The 20,216-nt window shown below is 57.6% G+C and carries 22 protein-coding genes and 1 tRNA gene; 9 read left to right on the plus strand and 14 right to left on the minus strand.

The genetic code is table 11. The features are described 5' to 3' along the window. Positions 1–143: 143 nt before the first annotated feature. From flgE to AC3WMT_RS13145, 6 genes are all read right to left on the minus strand, one after another. On the minus strand, positions 144–1,478 hold the full coding sequence (flgE, locus tag AC3WMT_RS13120; protein WP_103304090.1) for a flagellar hook protein FlgE: 1,335 nt from the start codon (positions 1,476–1,478) through the stop codon (positions 144–146). A gap of 30 nt (positions 1,479–1,508) precedes the next feature. Next, positions 1,509–2,237, minus strand: coding sequence for a flagellar hook assembly protein FlgD (gene flgD / locus AC3WMT_RS13125; RefSeq protein WP_103304089.1), 729 nt, complete (start codon positions 2,235–2,237; stop codon positions 1,509–1,511). 15 nt (positions 2,238–2,252) lie between these two features. Further along, positions 2,253–2,696, minus strand: a complete 444-nt coding sequence (gene flgC, locus AC3WMT_RS13130) for a flagellar basal body rod protein FlgC (protein ID WP_003227217.1) — start codon at positions 2,694–2,696, stop codon at positions 2,253–2,255. 3 nt (positions 2,697–2,699) lie between these two features. Beyond that, complete coding sequence (flgB, locus tag AC3WMT_RS13135; RefSeq protein ID WP_053122819.1) at positions 2,700–3,107, minus strand: flagellar basal body rod protein FlgB; 408 nt, start codon at positions 3,105–3,107, stop codon at positions 2,700–2,702. A gap of 366 nt (positions 3,108–3,473) precedes the next feature. Next, positions 3,474–4,301, minus strand: a complete 828-nt coding sequence (gene cheR, locus AC3WMT_RS13140; protein ID WP_103304088.1) for a protein-glutamate O-methyltransferase CheR — start codon at positions 4,299–4,301, stop codon at positions 3,474–3,476. 46 nt (positions 4,302–4,347) lie between these two features. Then, positions 4,348–5,280, minus strand: a complete 933-nt coding sequence (locus AC3WMT_RS13145) for a chemotaxis protein CheV (protein WP_103304087.1) — start codon at positions 5,278–5,280, stop codon at positions 4,348–4,350. Positions 5,281–5,362: 82 nt separating this feature from the next. Between AC3WMT_RS13145 and flgA the strand changes: the two genes are divergently transcribed. The 4 genes from flgA to AC3WMT_RS13165 all read left to right on the plus strand — a co-directional run bounded on the left by flgA (position 5,363) and on the right by AC3WMT_RS13165 (position 7,967). Continuing rightward, entirely contained in the window at positions 5,363–6,124 is a 762-nt protein-coding gene (flgA, locus tag AC3WMT_RS13150) for a flagellar basal body P-ring formation chaperone FlgA (RefSeq protein WP_103304086.1), read from the plus strand. A 161-nt stretch (positions 6,125–6,285) separates the two neighbouring features. Further along, entirely contained in the window at positions 6,286–6,612 is a 327-nt protein-coding gene (flgM, locus tag AC3WMT_RS13155) for a flagellar biosynthesis anti-sigma factor FlgM (RefSeq protein WP_103304085.1), read from the plus strand. 48 nt (positions 6,613–6,660) lie between these two features. Further along, on the plus strand, positions 6,661–7,128 hold the full coding sequence (locus AC3WMT_RS13160) for a flagella synthesis protein FlgN (RefSeq protein WP_103304084.1): 468 nt from the start codon (positions 6,661–6,663) through the stop codon (positions 7,126–7,128). A 92-nt stretch (positions 7,129–7,220) separates the two neighbouring features. Beyond that, a complete protein-coding gene (locus tag AC3WMT_RS13165) occupies positions 7,221–7,967 on the plus strand; it encodes a flagellar brake protein (RefSeq protein WP_103304083.1) in 747 nt (248 codons plus the stop codon). A gap of 243 nt (positions 7,968–8,210) precedes the next feature. On the opposite strand, the gene AC3WMT_RS13170 is transcribed toward AC3WMT_RS13165, so the two are convergent. The 4 genes from AC3WMT_RS13170 to AC3WMT_RS13185 form a co-directional block, all read right to left on the minus strand. Then, positions 8,211–9,593: an MFS transporter gene (locus tag AC3WMT_RS13170; protein ID WP_103304082.1), complete on the minus strand. Its 1,383-nt coding sequence runs from the start codon at positions 9,591–9,593 to the stop codon at positions 8,211–8,213. A gap of 69 nt (positions 9,594–9,662) precedes the next feature. Next, positions 9,663–10,904, minus strand: a complete 1,242-nt coding sequence (locus tag AC3WMT_RS13175; protein ID WP_177431398.1) for a glutamine synthetase family protein — start codon at positions 10,902–10,904, stop codon at positions 9,663–9,665. Positions 10,905–11,104: 200 nt separating this feature from the next. Beyond that, positions 11,105–11,797 carry a sensor histidine kinase gene (locus AC3WMT_RS13180; RefSeq protein WP_103304080.1) on the minus strand — a complete coding sequence of 231 codons (693 nt, stop codon included), beginning with the start codon at positions 11,795–11,797 and terminating at the stop codon, positions 11,105–11,107. Then, complete coding sequence (locus AC3WMT_RS13185; RefSeq protein WP_103304079.1) at positions 11,794–13,398, minus strand: tetratricopeptide repeat-containing response regulator; 1,605 nt, start codon at positions 13,396–13,398, stop codon at positions 11,794–11,796. The genes AC3WMT_RS13180 and AC3WMT_RS13185 overlap by 4 nt, the downstream gene beginning before the upstream one ends. 227 nt (positions 13,399–13,625) lie before the next feature. Between AC3WMT_RS13185 and AC3WMT_RS13190 the strand changes: the two genes are divergently transcribed. Continuing rightward, positions 13,626–15,002: a lysozyme inhibitor LprI family protein gene (locus tag AC3WMT_RS13190; protein WP_103304100.1), complete on the plus strand. Its 1,377-nt coding sequence runs from the start codon at positions 13,626–13,628 to the stop codon at positions 15,000–15,002. A gap of 67 nt (positions 15,003–15,069) precedes the next feature. Here the strand turns inward: AC3WMT_RS13190 and AC3WMT_RS13195 are convergent, their stop codons facing one another. After that, complete coding sequence (locus AC3WMT_RS13195; protein ID WP_103304099.1) at positions 15,070–15,447, minus strand: c-type cytochrome; 378 nt, start codon at positions 15,445–15,447, stop codon at positions 15,070–15,072. A 150-nt stretch (positions 15,448–15,597) separates the two neighbouring features. Continuing rightward, positions 15,598–15,674, minus strand: a tRNA-Arg gene (locus AC3WMT_RS13200). A 295-nt stretch (positions 15,675–15,969) separates the two neighbouring features. On the opposite strand from AC3WMT_RS13200, the gene AC3WMT_RS13205 reads away from it, so the two are divergent. Further along, positions 15,970–16,197 (plus strand): hypothetical protein, encoded by a 228-nt coding sequence (locus AC3WMT_RS13205; RefSeq protein WP_103304078.1) that lies wholly within the window; start codon positions 15,970–15,972, stop codon positions 16,195–16,197. A gap of 20 nt (positions 16,198–16,217) precedes the next feature. Beyond that, a complete protein-coding gene (locus tag AC3WMT_RS13210) occupies positions 16,218–16,397 on the plus strand; it encodes a PA3371 family protein (protein WP_103304098.1) in 180 nt (59 codons plus the stop codon). Here the strand turns inward: AC3WMT_RS13210 and phnN are convergent. Next, on the minus strand, positions 16,372–16,941 hold the full coding sequence (gene phnN / locus AC3WMT_RS13215) for a phosphonate metabolism protein/1,5-bisphosphokinase (PRPP-forming) PhnN (RefSeq protein WP_103304097.1): 570 nt from the start codon (positions 16,939–16,941) through the stop codon (positions 16,372–16,374). The two genes, AC3WMT_RS13210 and phnN, sit on opposite strands and share 26 nt — an antisense overlap. A 388-nt stretch (positions 16,942–17,329) precedes the next feature. Here phnN and AC3WMT_RS13220 point away from each other — a divergent pair, with 388 nt between their 5' ends. Beyond that, positions 17,330–17,656, plus strand: a complete 327-nt coding sequence (locus AC3WMT_RS13220) for an Arc family DNA-binding protein (RefSeq protein ID WP_003178899.1) — start codon at positions 17,330–17,332, stop codon at positions 17,654–17,656. A 182-nt stretch (positions 17,657–17,838) separates the two neighbouring features. Here the strand turns inward: AC3WMT_RS13220 and mgtE are convergent, their stop codons facing one another. After that, a complete protein-coding gene (gene mgtE, locus AC3WMT_RS13225; protein WP_103304077.1) occupies positions 17,839–19,281 on the minus strand; it encodes a magnesium transporter in 1,443 nt (480 codons plus the stop codon). Between the two features lie 321 nt (positions 19,282–19,602). Here mgtE and AC3WMT_RS13230 point away from each other — a divergent pair, with 321 nt between their 5' ends. Then, entirely contained in the window at positions 19,603–20,121 is a 519-nt protein-coding gene (locus AC3WMT_RS13230) for a DUF4124 domain-containing protein (RefSeq protein WP_103304076.1), read from the plus strand. Positions 20,122–20,216 lie beyond the last annotated feature (95 nt).

Consider the following 20,216-nt stretch of genomic DNA (forward strand, 5'->3'; position numbering starts at 1 on the left):
GGCGTCTGGAAAAAGTGACCCGCCGTAAGGGCGGAACCCTAATCAGCAACACCCGCAGCAACGGATATGCCCCCAAAACCCAAAACCCACCCACAAAAAAGCCCCTCAAAAAGAGGGGCTCCTTGAACAACCAAAAACCCGAATCAGGTCATCTGAATGATGGTCTGCATGATGGTGCTCTGAGTCGAAATAGTCTTCGCGTTCGCCTGATAGTTGCTCTGACCCTTGATCAGATCAACCAGCTCATTGGTCAGGTTAACGTTCGACTCTTCCAGCGAGTTAGACGCGATCGAACCCAAAGTACCGGTTTCCGGCGCATCGTAACCCGGGATACCCGAAGCGAAAGTCTCCTTCCAACTGGTACCGCCAATCGCCTGCAAGCCCTGTTCGTTGGTGAAGCTCGCCAACGCAACCTGGCCGATGGCCTTGCTCTGGTTGTTGCTGAAGTTGGCGAACAACGTACCGGTGCCGTCGATGGTCAGGTTAGTGATCTGGCCAGTGGCGTAACCATCCTGAGTCGGGATCGAACGCGCGGTATCAGCGTTGTACTGAGTGGTCTTGGCCATCGAAATGGTCACGCCCTTCGTGTTCGCCGCTGCGCCGTTAGGCACAAAGGCGCCGTTGATCACGTTGCCCGGTACCCAGCCTTTGAGCGTCAGGTCGCTGCTGATGATCGGCTTCGTGGCATCCGCCGGATTTGGCGTGCTGACCTGAAGCAAGTTGCCGGACGAATCGAATGTCAGTGTCGAAGCAACCGGATCGACCTTGGTTGGATCGCTACCGGCTGCATCCGGGTTACGACCATCTACCAACGTGTAAACCTTCCAGGTGTTCTCGCCAGTCTTGACCATGTACTGATCCATGACGTGCGAGTTGCCCTGCGTGTCATAGATCGGGGTGCTGAAGCTCTTGGTGTATGTCTCAAGCTTGCTCGGATCAAACTTGACGGCGGTGGCGCCCGTATCAACGATCACCGGTGCCTTCGAGTTCAGGTTGATGCTCGAAGTCACCAGGGAAGTCGACTTCGGCGCCAGGTTCGAGGTATCGATCTTCAGGTCGGTCAATACGCCGTTGATGATCTTGCCGTTGGCATCCACACCGTAACCCTGCAGACGCGAGGTGTAGTCGGTGTTGGTGATGTAACCGGCGTTGTCGACCTTGAACGTACCGGCACGGGTATAGGAAATCGAACCGTTGTTGCTCATGGTGAAGAAGCCGGAACCGTTGATGCCCATGTCCAGCACGTTACCGGTGTTGTTGATGTCACCCTGGGTGAACTGCTGGGAAACGTTGGCCAGGCGCACGCCGTTACCGATCACTTTGCTGCCGCTACCCAGGCGAGTGGCCGAGTAAACGTCTTCGAATTCTGCACGGGACGATTTGAAACCGGCGGTCGCGACGTTGGCGATGTTGTTGCCGGTCACGTCCAGTTGCTTGTTGGCTGCATAGAGACCGCTAAGGCCGATATTGAAAGACATATTCCACTCCTTTGTGCCGGTTAGTCGGCTCTATATACCAATGGTTTGTACTTTGGACAGGGCAACGGTGCCCTTGCCAGCGAGGTTGAGCATCAGCTCGCCACCGGTCTGGCTGATGGTCACGCTGCTGACCGTGGCTGGCAGGTAGGTCGCCAGGTCCGTCGCGGTGCCATTGATCGGCGCACTGGCCTTGAAGGTGTAAGTTCCGGCAGGCACCAGCGCGCCGTCCTTGTCCTTGCCATCCCAGGTGAAGCTGGCGTTGCCGGCCGCGCGACTGCCCAGATCGATGACGCGTACGGCTTTGCCATCCTTGTCGGTAACGGTCACGGTGCCGCCAGCGATGGACGTCGACAGGTTCAACGAACCGGTAAGGCCTTTGCTCGGATCATCGAGCTGCGCACTGTTGGTCTGCACGATCACGTTGCGACCCACCAGCGAAGATGCCTGCAACGCTTGCGAAGAGTTGTAGTTGCCGGCCAGGCCACTCACGGTGGAGTTCAGCGTGGTGATGCCTTCCAGGCTGCTGAACTGCGCCAACTGCGCAACGAACGCGCTGTTGTCTTGCGGATCGAGCGGGTTCTGGTTTTTCAGCTGGGTAACCAGCAGTTGCAGGAACGCATCCTTGCCCAGCGCCTTGCCGCCAGTGGCGCTGTTGGTGGCCGAGGCGATGCCACCCGTGGTCGTACTGCTCGTTTTTTTCGAGGAGTTCGCCAAGATGTCCTTCAGGCTCAGGGTGCCGGTGGAATCGGTAACACTCATGACAGTCGCCCCTTATTACTGACCGAGGGTCAGCACCTTCTGCATCATGGTTTTGGCGGTGTTCATCATTTCGGCGTTGGTCTGGAACGACCGGCTCGCGGAAATCATGTCAGCCATTTCTTCCACCACGTTGACGTTCGGGTAGTAGACGTAGCCCTTGGCGTCGGCGGCCGGATGGTTCGGCTCGTAACGCGCTTCGAGGTTGCTCTGGTCTTCGACCACGCCGAGCACCTGCACGCCTTGACCGGCGGCATCCTGACTCTGGAACAGCGAGTTGCTGCCGCTGTTCTGGCCACCCTGGAACATGGTGGCGAACACCGGGTGACGGGCGCGATAGGTCTGGTCGATGCTCGACGAGACGGTCTCGGCGTTGGCGATGTTCGAGGCCACGGTGTTCAGACGCGTGGTCTGTGCGCTCATGCCGCTGCCGGCAATGTTGAAAACGCTGGACAGGGACATGGATTACTCTCCGCGCAGGGCTGACACCAGCCCTTTGAATTTGCTGTTGAGCAGGGTGAAGCTGGCCTGGAAGCCAACGGCGTTTTCCGCGTAGTTCGACTGTTCCAGTTGAGCGTCCACGGTGTTCTGGTCGATCGACGGTTGCATCGGCGTGCGATACAGCAGCGATTCGTCGCCATTGCCCAGACCTTCAGCCTCGATGTGACGGCTGTTGGTCATGTTCAGGGCGATGGTGCCGTTGGCGTTCTTCTGGGTCTGTGCTTCAAGCACTTTGGAGAAGTCCAGATCCCGAGCCTTGTAGTTCGGGGTATCGGCGTTGGCGATGTTGTTCGCCAGGACTTCGGCACGCTGGGCGCGGAAGCCAAGAGCCTTTTCGTGAATGCCGAGCGCTTTATCGAAGCTGATGCTCATGTCGGGAACCTTCGGGTGACCGGTTTTTCGTAACTGAGCTTTAGCAAGCGCCGTGCCAATGCGAGAAACGCCCGAAAACCGGGGGTTTGCGCCGTGCCGGCAAAGCGGCAATGCCAGAAAAGCGGCAACCGGTTTCCGCCGCATGCCGCTTTTCTGCCGCTTGCCTACGTTCTATCAGCCAACACTGAACCCTGTGGGAGCGGGCTTGCCCGCGATGGCGGTATGTCTGGTTAATTTAAATCGACTGACACGACGCTATCGCGGGCAAGCCCGCTCCCACAGGGTTTTGCGGTGATTCCGGCTTGAACGCCAGGCATAAAAAAGGGAAGCCTTTAGGGCCTCCCGTTTTTTGTGTTGCCGATGCAATCACTTCGCCTGGTAAATGATCCCCGGGCTGCACTGGACCATCTGGTAATGATCCGGCAAACCGTTCAGCGCTTCGGAAGCGCCAAGGAACAGATAACCGCCCGGTTTCAACGTACTGTGAATGCGCAACAGGATGTCTTTCTTCACCTCGGCGGAGAAGTAGATCAGCACGTTGCGGCAGAACACGATGTCGAACTTGCCCAGGCTTGCGTAGCTGTCGAGCAGGTTGAACGAGCGGAATTCCACCCGATTCTTGATCGGCGCCTTGATCACCCAGCGCCCCGGCCCTTTCGGGTCGAAGTAACGCTGCAGGCGTTCCGGCGACAAACCGCGACCGATCGCCAGGCTGTCGTACTCGCCAGTCTTGCAGTTGGTCAGCATCAGGCCGGACAGGTCAGTCGCAACAATCTGCACGCCCATCTTCAACTGACCGAGGTTGCTGCGCTCGAACTCGTCGATCGACATCGACAGCGAATACGGTTCCTGACCCGACGAGCACGCCGCCGACCAGATCCGCAGACGCTGGTTGGGACTGGCCTTGATCGCCTCGGGCAGCACCTTGTTCTTCAAGACTTCAAACGGATAGGTGTCACGAAACCACAGGGTTTCGTTGGTCGTCATGGCATCGACCACCTGCTCGCGCAAACCGCTGCGCGGCTGGGTCTGGATGCGCTGTACCAGCTCACCCAGGGATTTGATGCCTTGCTGCTCCATCAGTTTGTTGAGACGGCTCGAGACCAGGTACTGCTTGTTTTCACCGAGCAAAATGCCACAGGCTTTTTCCAGGAATACCCGGAACTGTTCGAAATCCAAATTACCCGTAGACAATGATGCCGCCTCTTAAATCGTGTTGACCGCCAGGGGCAAAAGGCCCCTAGCTGATATCTGCTGCTTTGATCCGGTCGACTACCCGGGATGCCAGGTCATCAGGACGGAATTTGGCCAGGAAGTCATCAGCACCGACTTTCTTGACCATCGCCTGATTGAATACCCCGGACAACGAAGTATGCAGGATGATATGAAGCTTTTGCATGCGCGCGTCGCCGCGGATCTCCGCCGTCAGGGTGTACCCGTCCATCTCCGGCATCTCGATGTCGGAGATCATCATCAGGAACTCTTCTTCCGGCTTCTTGCCCTCGTCGACCAGCTTGCGCAGGTAATCCAGCGCCTGCTTGCCGTCGTTCAACGCCACCACTTCGACGCCGATCGTCTGCAGGCAACGCGTGACCTGCTTGCGCGCCACCGACGAGTCATCGACCGTCAGCACCCGCAGCGACAACGCCTTGGTCTGGGTCTCGACATCGACCACGCCGACCGAAATCGCTTCCGGCGTCGGTGCGACTTCCGCCAGCACTTTCTCGACGTCGATGATTTCGACTAACTGATTGTCCACCCGAGTCACAGCGGTCAGGTAATGATCGCGACCGGTACCCTTGGGTGGTGGATGAATCTCTTCCCAGTTCATGTTGACGATGCGCTCCACCGAGCGGACCAGGAAACCCTGGGTCTTGGTGTTGTACTCCGTGATGATCACGAACGGGTTTTTCTTGTCTTTCAACGCACCCGAGCCGGTGGCCATTGCCAGATCAAGGATCGGAATGGTCGCCCCCCGGATATTCGCCACCCCGCACACGACAGGACTGGACTTGGGCATCAACGTCAGTGACGGGCATTGCAGCACTTCCCGTACCTTGAACACGTTGATGCCGTAGAGCTGCTGACCGTCGAGACGGAACAACAACAGCTCCAGGCGATTCTGCCCTACCAGTTGCGTGCGCTGGTTCACCGAATCCATTACACCAGCCATGCCCAGACTCCTACACCAACGCCAAGTGTTGTTGCGACGCACATTCATTGCTAAACGGCACGGCGCTTGCTTTTTAACTCGTATGAACGCTCAAACGACATTTTTTCGACGCCTGACATCTCCCCTTCGCAGAGGGCTTTGCGCGGTGTCCGCCGTTTGCTTCTTTTTCGCTGGCAGCCCTGCCATTGCTGATGCGGTTACCTTGCCTGACATGCTTATCGGCGTCACTCAGGGCTTTCTTGAGTTCACCGTAGAAGACTATCTGGCTACCAGTCAAACGGAAGGCCGCTACGAAATCGAAGTCAACCAGCTCGACCCCCGTATGCGCATGCCTATGTGCGACAAGGAATTGACAGCGTCGCTGGAGAGTCCGGCACGTCCGCTGGGCCGGGTAACCGTCAAGGTTCGCTGTGAAGGCAGCTCGCCCTGGACCGTGTTCGTGCCCGCTCAAGTCCGCCTGTTTCGCGAGATTGTGACCACCACCCGACCACTCAAACGCGCCGGGATTATCGAGCCGCAGGATGTGACCTTGCGTGAACGCGACATCAGCGTGATCAATCAAGGTTTTCTGACCTCGGTAGACGAAGCGATCGGGCAAAAATTAACCCGACCAACGGTCGCCGATCAGGTCATTACACTGGTCCACCTCGAACAGGCAGAAGTCGTGCGCAAGGGCGATCAAGTGGTCATCACCGCCCGCAGCGGCACGCTTGCCGTGCGCATGCCCGGCGAAGCACTGGCCAATGGCGGTTTGAAAGAACAGATCCGGGTGAAAAACCTCAACTCCCAACGCGTCATCAAGGCGCAAGTCACCGCGCCGGGCCAGGTGGAAGTCGCCATGTAAAACACTCATGAGAAAACTGGCGCGGACCCCGTCGCTTCCCTAAACTGTGCCGCAGCAGGACACGCGACGGCGCATGCAGACTCATTGGCAAATGAGCCTAAAGTTTTCCAGGGGATGGCCGAAAACATGGCAAGCGTCCAAATTCCCAGAGGTTTTTTATCATGGTCATCGATTTCAGCCGTTTGAACAGCTCCTCGTCCCTTACGGGCAGTACACGTACCAGCAACGCCAAGGAAACCGCCGAAACCGGCACTTCGGCGCCGCTGAATACCCCGGCCGAAACGGCCAGCACCGTAAAAAGCGGGGAATCGGTACACCTCAGTAATGAGGCTCAACAGTTGCAGAAGGTCACTGACAAGCTGCGCGATCAGCCTGCTGTCGACAAAGCCCGTGTGGCTGAGTTGAAAGCCGCGATTGCCGATGGCAGCTATAAAGTCGACAGCAACCGTGTAGCCAGCAAACTGCTCAACTTCGAAGCCCAGCGCTAGGCTTTCGCCGGCGCCAGGCTTTTGGACGCTTAAAACCCAAGGCCAGCCATGCACGACACTAACTTACTGCAACTGATCAACGACGACTTTGCTCCAGCTCAAGATTTGCTGGAGTTACTGCAAACCGAGTCCCTCGCCTTGCACGGTCGTGACATGCCACTGCTGGAAGAAATTCTGGCGCGCAAACAGGCGTTGATCATTCTGCTTGAACAGCATGGCCGCAAACGCAGCGAAATTCTCGCCAGCCTTGGCCTGTCGACGGATCGCCAAGGTCTCGAGCAACTGGCCAGCCAGTCGAGCATCGGCGCGCAGTTGCTGACGCAAGGTGACGCATTGACCGATCTTATCGCTCAGTGCCAGGCCGCCAACGTCAAGAATGGCCAATCGATCCAGATCCAGCAGGCCACCACGGCCAATCAGCTGAAAATCCTCACCGGCGGCGAACCGCCAGCGCTGTATGACGCCAGCGGCACTTTCGCCAAACCTGCCAAGCCACGTACGCTCAGCCAGGCGTGAGCCATTCGACGGGCCCGCACTATCAACCCGTGAAACATGCTGGCAAAATGCTGGCTAGCCATCGTCAAATTTTGTCTGGAGATTGAGAAAACGTGCCAAACGCCCTAAGCGCGGATGATGCTCCGCAGCCACCAAAGGTGCTCACCACGCCACTGGAAATCTCCAGCAACCTGCGCCAACTGCAAGATAGCCACGACCCGCTGATCATAACGTTCCACGAACGCAGCCAGCGCTTCCAGAGCTACCTGATCAAAGTCGACCGCGACAGCGCCTCGATTGCCCTCGACGAAATGATCCCGCGCGATGGCGAACGCTTCCTGCTCGCCGGCGAACCGTTCAGGGTTGAAGGTTTCCATGAAGGCGTACGCATTGCCTGGGAATGCACCGGCACGCTGAACATCGAAGAGTCTGACGGTGACCGCTTCTATACCGGCGAGCTACCGACCGAGGTGGTTTACCACCAGCGCCGTAACGCTTTCCGCGCCGCACTGAAACTGACCGATCTGGTCAGCGTCGAACTGGGCGGCGAGAAGCTCAAGGCGCCGATCAACGGCAAGTTGCTGGATATTTCCGCCACTGGCTGCAAGTTGCGTTTCGAAGGCGACATCACTGACCGCCTGCAACTTGGCCAGGTCTACGACCGCATGATCGCCCCGCCGCTGTTCGGCAACCAGCCGGCTTCGGTTGAACTGCGGTATCTGCACTTCGAAGAAAAACTCAACATCACTTTCGCCGGCCTGCGCTTCCACAACATCAGCGGCCAGGCTGCACGCAACGTTGAGCGTTTCGTTTATCAGTTGCAGCGTGAAGCCCGGCGCTTCGATAAAGACGATCTCTGAATCGAACGCATCGGCATAAATAGAAAGGGCAGTCCTTGGCGGGACTGCCCTTTTTTATTTCCAACAAAATACCCGATTCCGAATGATTACTTGTGGCGAGGGGATTTATCCCCGATAGGGTGCGAAGCGCCCTCAAACCATTCAATGCGCTGTATCAGTGAAATCCGGTAGCCCGGGCCGGGGCCACTTCGTGTCCCATCGGGGATAAATCCCCTCATCACGGGGGAATTCCGTCGGCGCTCGTTAAGGCCTGGCACCACTGATATCCGGCGCGGGTTTTTCGCTATCGTCATCCGGGCCTGCTACCACCTCAGACTCAGGTTCTTTCTCAGGTTCTGGCTCGGGCTCAGGTTCCGGCGTCACCGTATTCTGCATCTGCTCCTGCACCACCTGCTCATCAACACGCGGATCCAGCGCAGCCACCAGCGGCGAACTCGACATGCTGTCCGGCATCGCGACGTGATGCAGCGGTGCATCGTCGACCTGATGCAGGTTGGTCACGGCTTTCGGACGGATCCGCCACACCAGCACCAGCGCGAAGAAGCTGAAGAACGCGTACAGGCTCTGGCTGCCGAGAAACTTCATCAGCACACCCGCCAGTAGCGGACCGATACTGGCACCGACTCCGTACGTCACCAGCAGCATCGCCGTCAGCGACACTCGGCGATCCCCTTCGACGTGGTCGTTGGAAAATGCCACCGCCAGCGGATACAAACAGAACTGCACCAGCGAACAGAGAAAGCCGACCACAAACAGCACTTCCAGCGGCACCTGCGGCAGGATCGCCAATGGCAACGCCGCCACTGCGAGGAACCCGGCAAAGCAGCGGATCAGCAGCGCGCGGTCGTAACGGTCAGACAACCAGCCCAGAGGCCACTGCACCAGCAGTCCGGCAAAAATACAGCTACCCATGAACAGACCGACCTGCTCGGTCGACAAGCCTTGCTGCGAGGCATACAACGGTGCCAGACCATAAAACGAGCCAATGATCAGCCCCGCACCGAGCACCGTGCTCAACGATTGCGGCACGCGCTTGATAAAGAAGCGCGGCTCCATTGGCGCCGGATGCAACGGTGCCGGGTGAATCCGCCGGGTCAGCGTCACCGGCACCAGACAAAGCGCAAAGCACAGCGCGACCAGCATCAGCAGTTCCAGCCCCAGGCCGGGATGCATGACCAGAATCAACTGACCCAACACCAGCCCCAGATACGAAGCGATCATGTAGCCACTGAACACCAGGCCGCGCTGGTTGGCGTCAGCCTGCTCATTGAGCCAGCTCTCGATCACCATGTATTGGCACATCATGCCCAGACCGACAATGGTCCGCAGCACCAGCCACGCTGGCAACCAATCCACCAGACCATGGCCAAGCACCGCCGCGCCGACAATCCCGGCACACGCCGAATACGCGCGGATATGCCCGACCCGGGCGATCAACCGGTGGCCGATCTTGCCGCCCAGCACCAGACCGAAATAGTTGGCCGCCATCAGCGCACCGACCCACAGCCCGTCAACATGGTCAGCGGCCAAGCGCAATGCCAGGTAAGTAGATAGAAGGCCCGAGCCGATCAACATCATCAGCGAGGCGAAATACAGCGCTCGAAAGGATTTCCAGATTTGGCGCATCGGCGTTCCGAGCGGCTCCTTGCAGTAAATATCGGGCTACCAGAACGATAGCCCGATGGCGACGTTACGTCAGGCCTGGGCTGCTAGAACACGTCGTTCCCAGGGAGTGATTTCATCAAAGAAGCTGGTCAACTCCATGGTCTTCGAAGCGATGTAGCCTTCGATGAACTCCTGCCCGAACAGTTCCCTCGCCAATTGGCTACGTTTCAGACGTTCGAGCGCGGCATGCAAGGTACACGGCAGTGCAAGATTGTCCGGCACCTCGAATTCACCCTGAATCGCTTCGCTTGGCTCAAGCTCATGTTCGATGCCATGCAAACCGGCGGCCAGACTGGCGGCGATGGCCAGATACGGATTGGCATCGGCGCCCGGCAAACGGTTTTCGACCCGACGAGCAACCGGCGAACTCGCAGGAATCCGCAATCCTGCCGCACGGTTATCGTGGGACCAGCAGGCATTGTTCGGCGATGCATACGGATGGCACAGGCGCTGGTAGGAGTTCACATTCGGTGCAAACAGCGCGGTGAAATCGGCCATGCCGGCCTGCTGCCCGCCGATGAAGTGGCGGAACATTGCGGTCGGTTCGCCACGCTCATCGCTGAAGACATTCTTGCCGGTCGCGATGTCGACCAGGCTCTGGTGAATGTGCATCGAACTGCCCGGCGTGTGCGCCAGTGGCTTGGCCATGCACACCACGGTCAGGCCATGTTTGAGCGCAACTTCTTTGAGCAAGTGCTTGAACAAAAAAGTCTGGTCGGCCAGCAACAGGGGATCACCGTGCAACAGGTTGATCTCGAACTGGCTGACGCCCATTTCGTGCATGAAGGTGTCACGTGGCAGGCCGAGGGCCGCCATGCATTTATAGACTTCGTTGAAGAACGGCCGCAGTCCGTTGTTGGAACTGACACTGAAGGCCGACTGGCCATCCTCGCGACGACCATCGATACCGACTGGCGGACGGAAGGGTTGAGTCGGATCGGTGTTCGGCGCGAAGACAAAGAATTCCAGCTCGGTCGCCACCACCGGTGCCAGGCCTCGCTCGGCATAACGGGCGATGACTTTCTTAAGTTGACCACGGGTCGACAGATTGGAGCTTTCGCCAGTCAATTCATCGGCGTCGCAAATGGCCAGGGCACGCGGGTCATCACTCCACGGCAAACGATGGATCTGGGTCGGTTCGGCAATCAGAGCGAGATCGCCGTCATCGCTGCCGTAAAACCGCGCTGCCGGATAACCGCCCATGATGCATTGCAGCAGCACACCCCGCGCCAACTGCAAACGCCGCCCTTCGAGGAAACCCTCGGCGGTCATCACCTTGCCCCGTGGTACGCCGTTCAAATCCGGCGTGACACATTCAATCTCATCAATGCCGGTCAGTCGCTGTGCGAGTGAACGCTGGCCATCGGTTGTCATGACGCAATCCTTGTTATTGTGCGAGCCGCGAACGGCGACCCGTACAAAATAGGCTCCGGCTGTTCGGAATATCAAGCAGCGTCAAACAAAATCCCGCGTCACGGTAAATAAAGGCTAAACACCCCGCCGCCCAACGGGCCGCCATTGCTGATTTCGGTACGCCCTTCGACGCCATTGCGTTGATGCAGTGCGGCGATGCGGTGGGCGAAATACAAGCCCAAACCCGTGCTGCCACTGCTGTGATTAATGCCTTGCACGTAATCGGCCTGACGTTCGAGCATCTCGAGCGGATAACCGTCGCCATCATCATTGATGCTCAGCACCAGTTGCCCGGCTTCGTCGCTGACGGTAATCAGCAACGATTCGCGAGCATAACGAATCGCGTTGTTGATGCAGTTACCGAGCACCGAGGCGATCAGTTCGCGATCGAAGAATCCCAGCGGACTCAGCGGATCAACTTCATAAGTGGCAATGATCCCGCGACTGGCGAACACCTCTTGATGCGCCGCCAGTTGCGCTTCGATGAAATCATCCAGTTCGTGATACGCCGGCTGCAACGGCATCTGGTTGACGCCGAGCTTATACAGCCCGAGCAACTGCACCAGCATGCCGTTGAGGTGGGCAAATTCGAAGTCGATCACGCCCTGCTCCGCGCCATTGCGCTGCCCCTCGGGCAAACGCGCCAGCCATTGACTGTGGGCCTGCATCAGCATGGCCAGGGAGTTCTTCATGTCGTGGACGGTGGAGGCGATCACCGTGGAAAAATCCAGAGATTGCTCGTCTTGGTTCATTCGCCAAACGCCTTGCTTTTCAGCTTCTGATAACGCGCAAAACGCGCGTCGGTGTCGGGCATCAGGCCGACCATTTTCAGGCAGGCCCGACATTCTTCCAGCTCCGCCGACGGCACACTGGTGTCGGTGCCGTGCAGCAGCGACTGGGCCATGTTCAGCGCGATACTGATGTTCTTCGGTTGCATCTTCAGCGCCTTGCGGAACACCTCGCGGGCCTCCACCAGGTTGCCGGTCTTGTACACGCGCACGCCCTGACGGTTGAGGTCGGCGGCGGCGTTGCTGGAACTGAGGATAGTCGGGTCATCGGTGAGCTTGGCGATGTCTTTCATCACCGCCGGATCGTCGCCGTAAATTTCCGCGCAGCTCTTGAGCATCGAAGTGCCCGCCTCGGCCTGACCGAGCATCTGCAATTGCTTGGCGACCAACAGCGCCGCTTCCGGGCTCATGAACTGCTCCATGCCGTCGAGACGCATCAGCGCTTGCTCGGTGAGCTTGTCGGCGGTTTCGGCGTCGTTGAGCAACAGGCTGGTGGCCTTCATCAAACGCGCGCGAATCTGCAAACCGGGATCGCTAGGGTTCTCTTTGGCCACCGCGCTGAGGGTGGTGTTGATCTCCAGCCGCGTGCGCGTATCGAGACCGCGCTCGCTGCCCTTGCTGATCAGCGCATGGGCCAGGCCCAAGTTGCTTTCCGGGTCCTTGAAACGCGACTGAGCGCCCTGCGATACAGCCTGGCGGTAAGCCCGCGAAGCGGTGTCGAAATCTTCGTTGGCCATCGCCAGCTTACCGAGCAACGCCTGCCGGCGCACCGCCAGCGGCGACAACCGAATCGCCTCTTCCAGCACCCGTTGCGCGCCTTTGGTATCGCCCTCGGAAACCAGCACATCGGCCATGCCGTCGTACAGCGCCGGCATCATCGGGAACACCTTCAGCGCCTTCTCATAAACGCCCTTGGCCTGCGCCACTTGTCCGCGCTTGAACAGCAACTTGCCCAACCCGGCAAACGCCCACGGCAATGGCCGATCAGCAATGATGCTGTCGTAGAGGCGTTCCAGCGCTTCGTTCTGATTCAAATCGCGCAAGGCATCGGCGCGATAGCGCAGGCACAGCGGCGAATAGCGAATGTCCTGTTTGCACAGGGCGATGCAGGCGTTGAGCACCTCGACCGGTTTGCCACGGTCGAGGGCTTGCAGAATCGGTTTGAGCAACGTCTTGCGCTGCTCCAGACGCTCCAGCCGCTGAGCCAGGCCTGAGCGGTTGAACGGTTTGGTCAGGTAGGCATCCGGCTCGTGTTCCAGGGCACTGAGCACCATCGCCTGACTGGTTTCGGCGGTGACCATGACAAACACTGCTTCATGGCTGATGAGCTTTTCCAGCATCAGGTCTTCCAGCACCTGCTGACCGTTCTTCTTGCCGTCGCCGAGGTGGAAATCCTGCAGGATGAAATCGTAGGACTTCTGCGCGCACATCTTCAGCGCCTGCTCGCCGGTGTCGGCGGTGTCCACGTCCTTGACCCCAAGCTCACGCAGCATCGAGCGCACGGAACTGCGGAAATCCGAGAAATCATCGACGATCAGAAAACTCTTTTGGTGATACGACAGCATCGAGGATTTCCAGGCAATTGAAGTAGATGAACCGAGGCAACTTTCAGGCGCGCAGATGATAGCTGGAGGCCAAATGCTATCAAGCGATTTCACACGCGGCCGATGAGATTGCAAGAGCCGTTCGGGTTATCGGCCAGAAGTGCCGTTCCCTGAAGCGCACGCTTCAAGATTCCTTGCGCAGCGATTACCCTGCGCGCCTGGCAACTTCCCACTACAAGGCTGACCTCGTGTACCTCAAAGGACGCTACATCGTGTCCGCTTGTGCGCTGCTGTTTATCCAGCACGCCATGGCGACCGGAATGGACTGCACAAAAGCGGCGAACGCCGTCGAAAAGACTATTTGTGCCAATACCGCTTTGTATGAACTGGATACGCAGATGGGCGAGGTTTATCGGGATCTGATGAAGGCTTCCGTCGAGACTCGAGCGCAACTGAAGAGCACGCAACGGCTTTGGTTGAAAACGCGAAATGAGTGCGCTGAGGATGTTTCGTGCCTGGATCAGCGTTATCGCGAACAGCTGAAAAGTTTGCAGGCGCAGTGGGCTGAAGTTGTCGCCCAGCAGCCGACCGGCGTCGACAAAGAGGTACTGGATGATCTGCAAAAGCGTATTCAGGCGGCCAGTCAAAATGATCCGGAGTTTGCTCTGGAACGGACGCTCGCGTCACTGACGATAAAAAGCCCTGAGACGCTGTTTTCCTCAGAGCCTGACGACGATCAGTTCTCTGATAAAACCCACATCCCTAAGCGCATCCCCAAGGGTGTTTCCCCCGACGAGTGGAAAGCTTTGAGCGCCACGGACTTCGAGGCTGACACCGCTCAGGGCCCAACGTCGTTCACCCTGCTGGATCTGGACAATGACGGGCAACGCGACCTGATCGTTCAGACTTACACCGGTGGCACCGGCCTGTTCACGTTCGTGGAAATCTTTCACCGTGATGGCGACCGGTTCACCCGCAGAACCAAGGCGTCCGATGGCGAATCCATTGGTGGCTCCCTCTACTCCCTCAACGAGCGTGGCTCCAACCAGTCTGTGAACTGGATCAGCCTTCGCGGCAAGGTCTACGCCGCCTATCGTGACAGCTGGTACGGCGTCGATAACATCTACCTGCTCAGTCCGTGGCAACCGAATCACTTGGTGCCCAAGCTGACGGTTCGTTATCGCTATCAACTCAGCATCCCTCGCACTCAGCCTGATGATCAGCACAAAAGCACTTATAAACTGAAACCAGACCTACACCGGGCACTCACCCAAGGCTTGGCTACAGTCGAGGAAGAAACCTCCGACACCGGGCAAGAGCGAAAGCCCATGTGCCCGATTCCTCCGTCCGCCACCGACAGCGAGGAATATTACGGTTACGGCGCAGGCTATTACGCCATCGAGCAAGTCGCCGACTTCCCGGTGATCATCGGTAGCGAATGCTTTATTGCGCGACTGAATAACTGGTTCGGCACCTACAGCGCAAAGGATGGCCTGTATGCGCAAGTGACTCTGCGCAAGCCAGGCGCGATAGACCAGGAGCGCGATTACAAGGTCAATGGACGTCGGCGCATGACCACGATCAGCACGTCCATCAGCAAACCCGGAGGTGGTGCTGAGGAATAGCCCTGGCGCCTGCCCCATGAAAAAGCCCCGACAGATGACTCCGTGCGGGGCTTTTTTCATCTGAACGTCATCGACTTTTTGCAATCACAGCCGTCATGTATTGATTCAGATCGCGAAAATCCTGAACTGTCCAAACGTGTGGCGGTACCTTCACAGCGTTCTCGCGCAATGTTCTGGGGATCAAGTCCCCGTTTGGGCGAAGAATGACGGATGACACGATAACGCCCGGATAATCCTTCAGGCGTTGTTTGAAAGCCGAGGTTGTCAGATCGGGCGTCGGTGGATTGCTTTTTTTCGCCAAGGGGCCTGATGCCTTGAGATCGCCGCCGTGGCACATGACGCATCGCTGCGAATAAAGATTCTTCCCGTTGACGTTATCCGCGAAGGACAGTGACGGTTGAATCAGCGATAAAAACCCTAGCGACGCAACCAATAATATTTTCAGGCCTGCCATTGGCATCATCCTTAAGCCGCGAATACGAAAAAGCCCCTTCCGGATCATTCTGAAAGAGGCTTTATTTGTTCCTTCTGCAGCCACGCTGCTGTTGCAGATCAGTAGCCGTCAGAAGAATGGCCAGACAAGGCCGGAATAATATGGTGTCCCAGGGCAGGTTCGAACTGCCAACCTTCCCCTTAGGAGGGGGATGCTCTATCCAATTGAGCTACTGAGACACAGGGTTGTCGCGGCTGAATGCCACGCGACGGACGGCGTGCATGTTAACGGCAGGGCCCCGATTTGTCATGTCGTCCGTAGGGCTTTTTAAGTGTAGGCAGGCGCCCTGCAATGCTGCGGGAAGTTTTACCGTGCATTTTGCACTACCGCAAAACGCCATTATTGCAGAGTGCAACCTCGTCAATCCGAAAAACCCTGCCAAATGCTTGTTTTTAAAGGACTTAACAGCGGTTAGACTGTTGGCACGACGGCTGCTTTGTCTGTTCCATAGAAGAACAATCGGAGCACCGCGCCATGAACAGCACTCTCTTGCTTGCAAACGCAATCGCATTGACGGTTTTGGTCGGTACTCACTTTGTTCCAGAGCGCGCCGAGCCGATCGCCCAACGCATGCCGCATTACTTGCAGGTACAGCGAGCGCCGCAGTTGGCGGTGTTGAACGAGCAGAGCTTCGCGCCTCAAGCGGTCAGCGAGCCGCAGCAGGCAATGTCAGCACACGTTTCCGAACGTCTGGTTTTTTGAAATATTTTCAGGAGTACAGCATGTCCAAATCAGCAGCAGGATTTCTGATCCTCGCCTTATTGAGTGGCGTTGTGCATTTTTCGCTGTTCGAGGAAACCGAAATCACCCTGCCCCTGGTTGGTTGTGGCGTGTTTGCGGTGTTGTTCGTGCTGGCGCTGGTCGCCGGGCGCAAGATCAAATTTGATCCGGTGTTGCGTTGATTTTTATCCATTCCAGCAGTTGATTGACGGCGTCTGCCAGGGCGCCCGAGTTATCGATCAGGTGGACGGGCTCATCACTTGATCGCCTGTCCTTGAACAGCGTATTGCGGGCCAGTCTCGCGTCGATTTGCTCCAGCGTCTCGCGGCCCCGTCTGAGCAGTCGCTCACGCAAGACCTCATCCTTCACCGTCAATAAAACCGGCAGCAGTGTCGGGTAGCGCTCAAGTGCCTGCCGCAGGTTGGCGCGAGAACCATTCACCAACACATGTCGCCCGGATTTCAACCTCTCGTCCATTTGTGCTGGAATGCCATAGGCGAGGCCATTGGCCTGCCAGGCGAGGGAAAAATCGCCTGCCCGCTGGCACTGTTCGAACTCTTCTGGCGTCACGCCAATTGCGTCTTCGCCCACCGATTCCGCTGAGCGCGTGATCACTCGACGCATCACTTCGCAGTTCAACGCACGAAGTGGCTCACGGGCGGCCTCAATCAGGCTGTCCTTGCCTGAGCCGGACGGTCCCATCAGATAAATAAGCCTGCCATCCATCTTGAAAACGCCCTCCGGCATGCTTCAGCGCTAGTAAATCGGCAAATTGCCACTATCCTGTACAGGTAAGGAACAAGGATCGAAAGCCGCATAGCATGCACGTTCTGAGGTCTTCGGACATCAACTGATGTGCACTTGGAAGCGGTCAGTCATGCGGGTGAAGGCAAAGTTTTCAAACCAGTCCGCATTTCTGATAATTGGTGCTGGCATTACGCCTTTACCCGGCTCAATATTTGTCACAGAATTGACGCCAATGATCTGGCAATTTTGAGGCATGATGCCGGCCTCTTAACAATTCAGGTTGAACCATTTGGCGCGGATGCTTGTCCTACCACACATCCTGCGGCCAATTCCGAGAACCGCTCCCCTGAACTAACCGGTTAAATATATGCGCCCATTGAAACAGGCAATTTATTCCAGCCGTACGGCTGACAAGTTTGTCGTACGTCTGCCAGACGGAATGCGTGAACGCATTGCCGAGGTGGCTCGCAATCATCATCGCAGCATGAACTCCGAGATCATTGCGCGCCTTGAGCAGAGTCTTATTCAGGAAGGCGCACTGGGCGAAGAGCTGAGCATGCGCCTGGACAGCCCGGAGCTGTCGTTGCACGAGCGCGAGCTGCTGCAACGCTTCCGTCAACTGTCTCACCGTCAGCAGAACGCGTTGGTGTCCTTGATCGCCCACGACGCTGAAATGGCCGCAGACGCGTCCTGAGCCACACCGAACAGCTCAAAGCCAGCATAAGTGCTGGCTTTTTTTTGCCTGCGATTCGACACGTTAGCCGCCAGGCACACATTCGTGGTGAGGGGATAAATCCCCTCGCCACAGGTTACCAATCACCCATCAGACAGGCACAAAAAAGCCCGCCATTCGGCGGGCTTTTGCATTGCAGCGAATCAGAGCAGGAAGATCGTCGCCAACCCCAGGAAGATGAAGAAACCACCGCTGTCGGTCATTGCAGTGATCATGACGCTGGCCCCCATTGCCGGGTCGCGCCCCATCTTCGCCAGCGTCATCGGGATCAATACCCCCATCAACGCCGCCAGCAACAGGTTGAGGGTCATTGCCGCAGTCATCACGACGCCCAGCGACCAGCTGCCGTAAAGCAGGTAGGCGACGACACCGATGACCCCGCCCCAGACCAGACCATTGATCAGTCCGACCGCCAACTCTTTGCGCATCAGACGCGACGTGTTGCCGGTGCTGACCTGGTCGAGCGCCATGGCACGCACGATCATGGTGATCGTCTGGTTACCGGAGTTGCCACCGATACCCGCCACGATCGGCATGAGCGCCGCGAGCGCTACCAGCTTCTCGATCGAACCTTCAAACAGGCCGATCACCCGGGACGCAACGAACGCGGTAATCAGGTTGACCGCCAGCCACGCCCAACGGTTACGCAGCGATTTCCACACCGACGCGAAGATGTCTTCCTCTTCACGCAGACCCGCCATGTTGAGGACTTCGCTTTCGCTCTCCTCACGAATCAGGTCGACCATTTCGTCGATGGTCAGACGGCCGATAAGCTTGCCGTTCTTGTCGACCACCGGGGCGGAGATCAAGTCGTAACGCTCGAACGCCTGAGCGGCGTCGTAGGCATCTTCGTCCGGGTGGAAACTCACCGGATCGCTGGCCATGACTTCAGCAACCTGTTTGTCCGGGTCGTTGACCAGCAAACGCTTGATCGGCAGTACGCCCTTGAGCACGCCGTCGTAGTCGACCACAAACAGTTTGTCGGTATGGCCGGGAAGCTCTTTGAGACGACGCAGATAGCGCAGAACCACTTCGAGGCTGACATCCTCACGAATGGTCACCATCTCGAAGTCCATCAGCGCACCGACCTGCTCCTCGTCATAGGACAAGGCCGATCGCACGCGCTCACGCTGTTGGTTATCCAGACTCTCCATCAGCTCATGGACGACGTCTCGCGGCAGCTCGGAGGCCAGGTCAGCAAGTTCGTCGGCGTCCATGTCCCTGGCGGCCGCCAGGAGCTCGTGATCGTCCATGTCGGCGATCAGCGTTTCACGGACCGAATCGGATACTTCGAGAAGAATGTCGCCGTCGCGGTCAGCCTTGACCAGTTGCCAGAGCGTCAGACGATCGTCCAGCGGCAAGGCTTCGAGAATGTAGGCGACGTCGGCGGAGTGCAGATCATCGAGCTTGCGTTGCAACTCGACGAGATTTTGCCGGTGAACCAGGTTTTCAACCCGGTCGTGATGCGCGCCTTCCTGGCGATGAGTCAGGTCTTCGACGACCCGTTGGCGCTGCAGCAGCTCAACGACTTGAGCCAGGCGATCCTGCAGGCTTTCCTGTGTTTTCTTTACTTCGATTTCAGACATAGGCGAACTCCACTCCCAGCAGCGGGGCACGCCGGAAGGATCAATCAGTCAATTCATGATTGGTGAAACGAGGTACTGAGTAACTACTGGGTAAGTCCATGGAGGTTTTCCATAAGCCCCGGCGGGGCTGACGGGCGCAATGATACACCGCCTGACGGTTTTAAACGTTAAAAAATCGTGGCCGAAACAAGCGCTTGCGAAACAAACCTGAGCGCTCTCCTGATCCATGCAAATGCGACGACTCATCCTGAAAAGAAAACACACGGGCAGTGAAAAATGTAGCGACTACCCTTGAGCATAGATCGTCATGGAGGACGTCGAATGCCATCGAAAGCATCCCGTTTTGTATTGAGTAGCCTGCTCTGCCTGCCACCCGCCGGGGCCGCCACCACCCTTCACCGCTGCGAGGCCGCTGACGGCAGCATCACGTTCACCTCAATGAGTTGCGCGAGCGGCGAACGGCGCTCCGTGCAGGAAGTTCACCCTTACCTGCCCGGATCGGTCGTGGCGATCATGCCGGAGCACAACCACGAAGAAATATCCGCTATGAAAACCAATGGCCGAGAACCAAGCGTTGTTGGTCGCACAGAAGATCAATGCGGAAATCTGATCGACGCCAGGCAACGCCGGGAGGCGATCATCAATCGCCGCATCATTGCCGGCATGAGTCAGCAGGATGTCGAGAGCGCGCTGGGCAAACCGGACAAGGTCAACATTCGGACATCGACCACGAGCTACCGGTATGACCTCAAGCGAGGCCGAAGTGCTCAAGTCGATTTTGATGAGAGAGGATGCGTGAAAGGAAAAGCCAAATCCCGGACAGCAAAAAGCCCGCGTTAAACGCGGGCTTTTCGGTATATGGTGCACTCGACAGGATTCGAACCTGTGACCGCTCGGTTCGTAGCCGAGTACTCTATCCAGCTGAGCTACGAGTG

Source organism: Pseudomonas sp. FW305-7 (genome assembly GCF_058786735.1).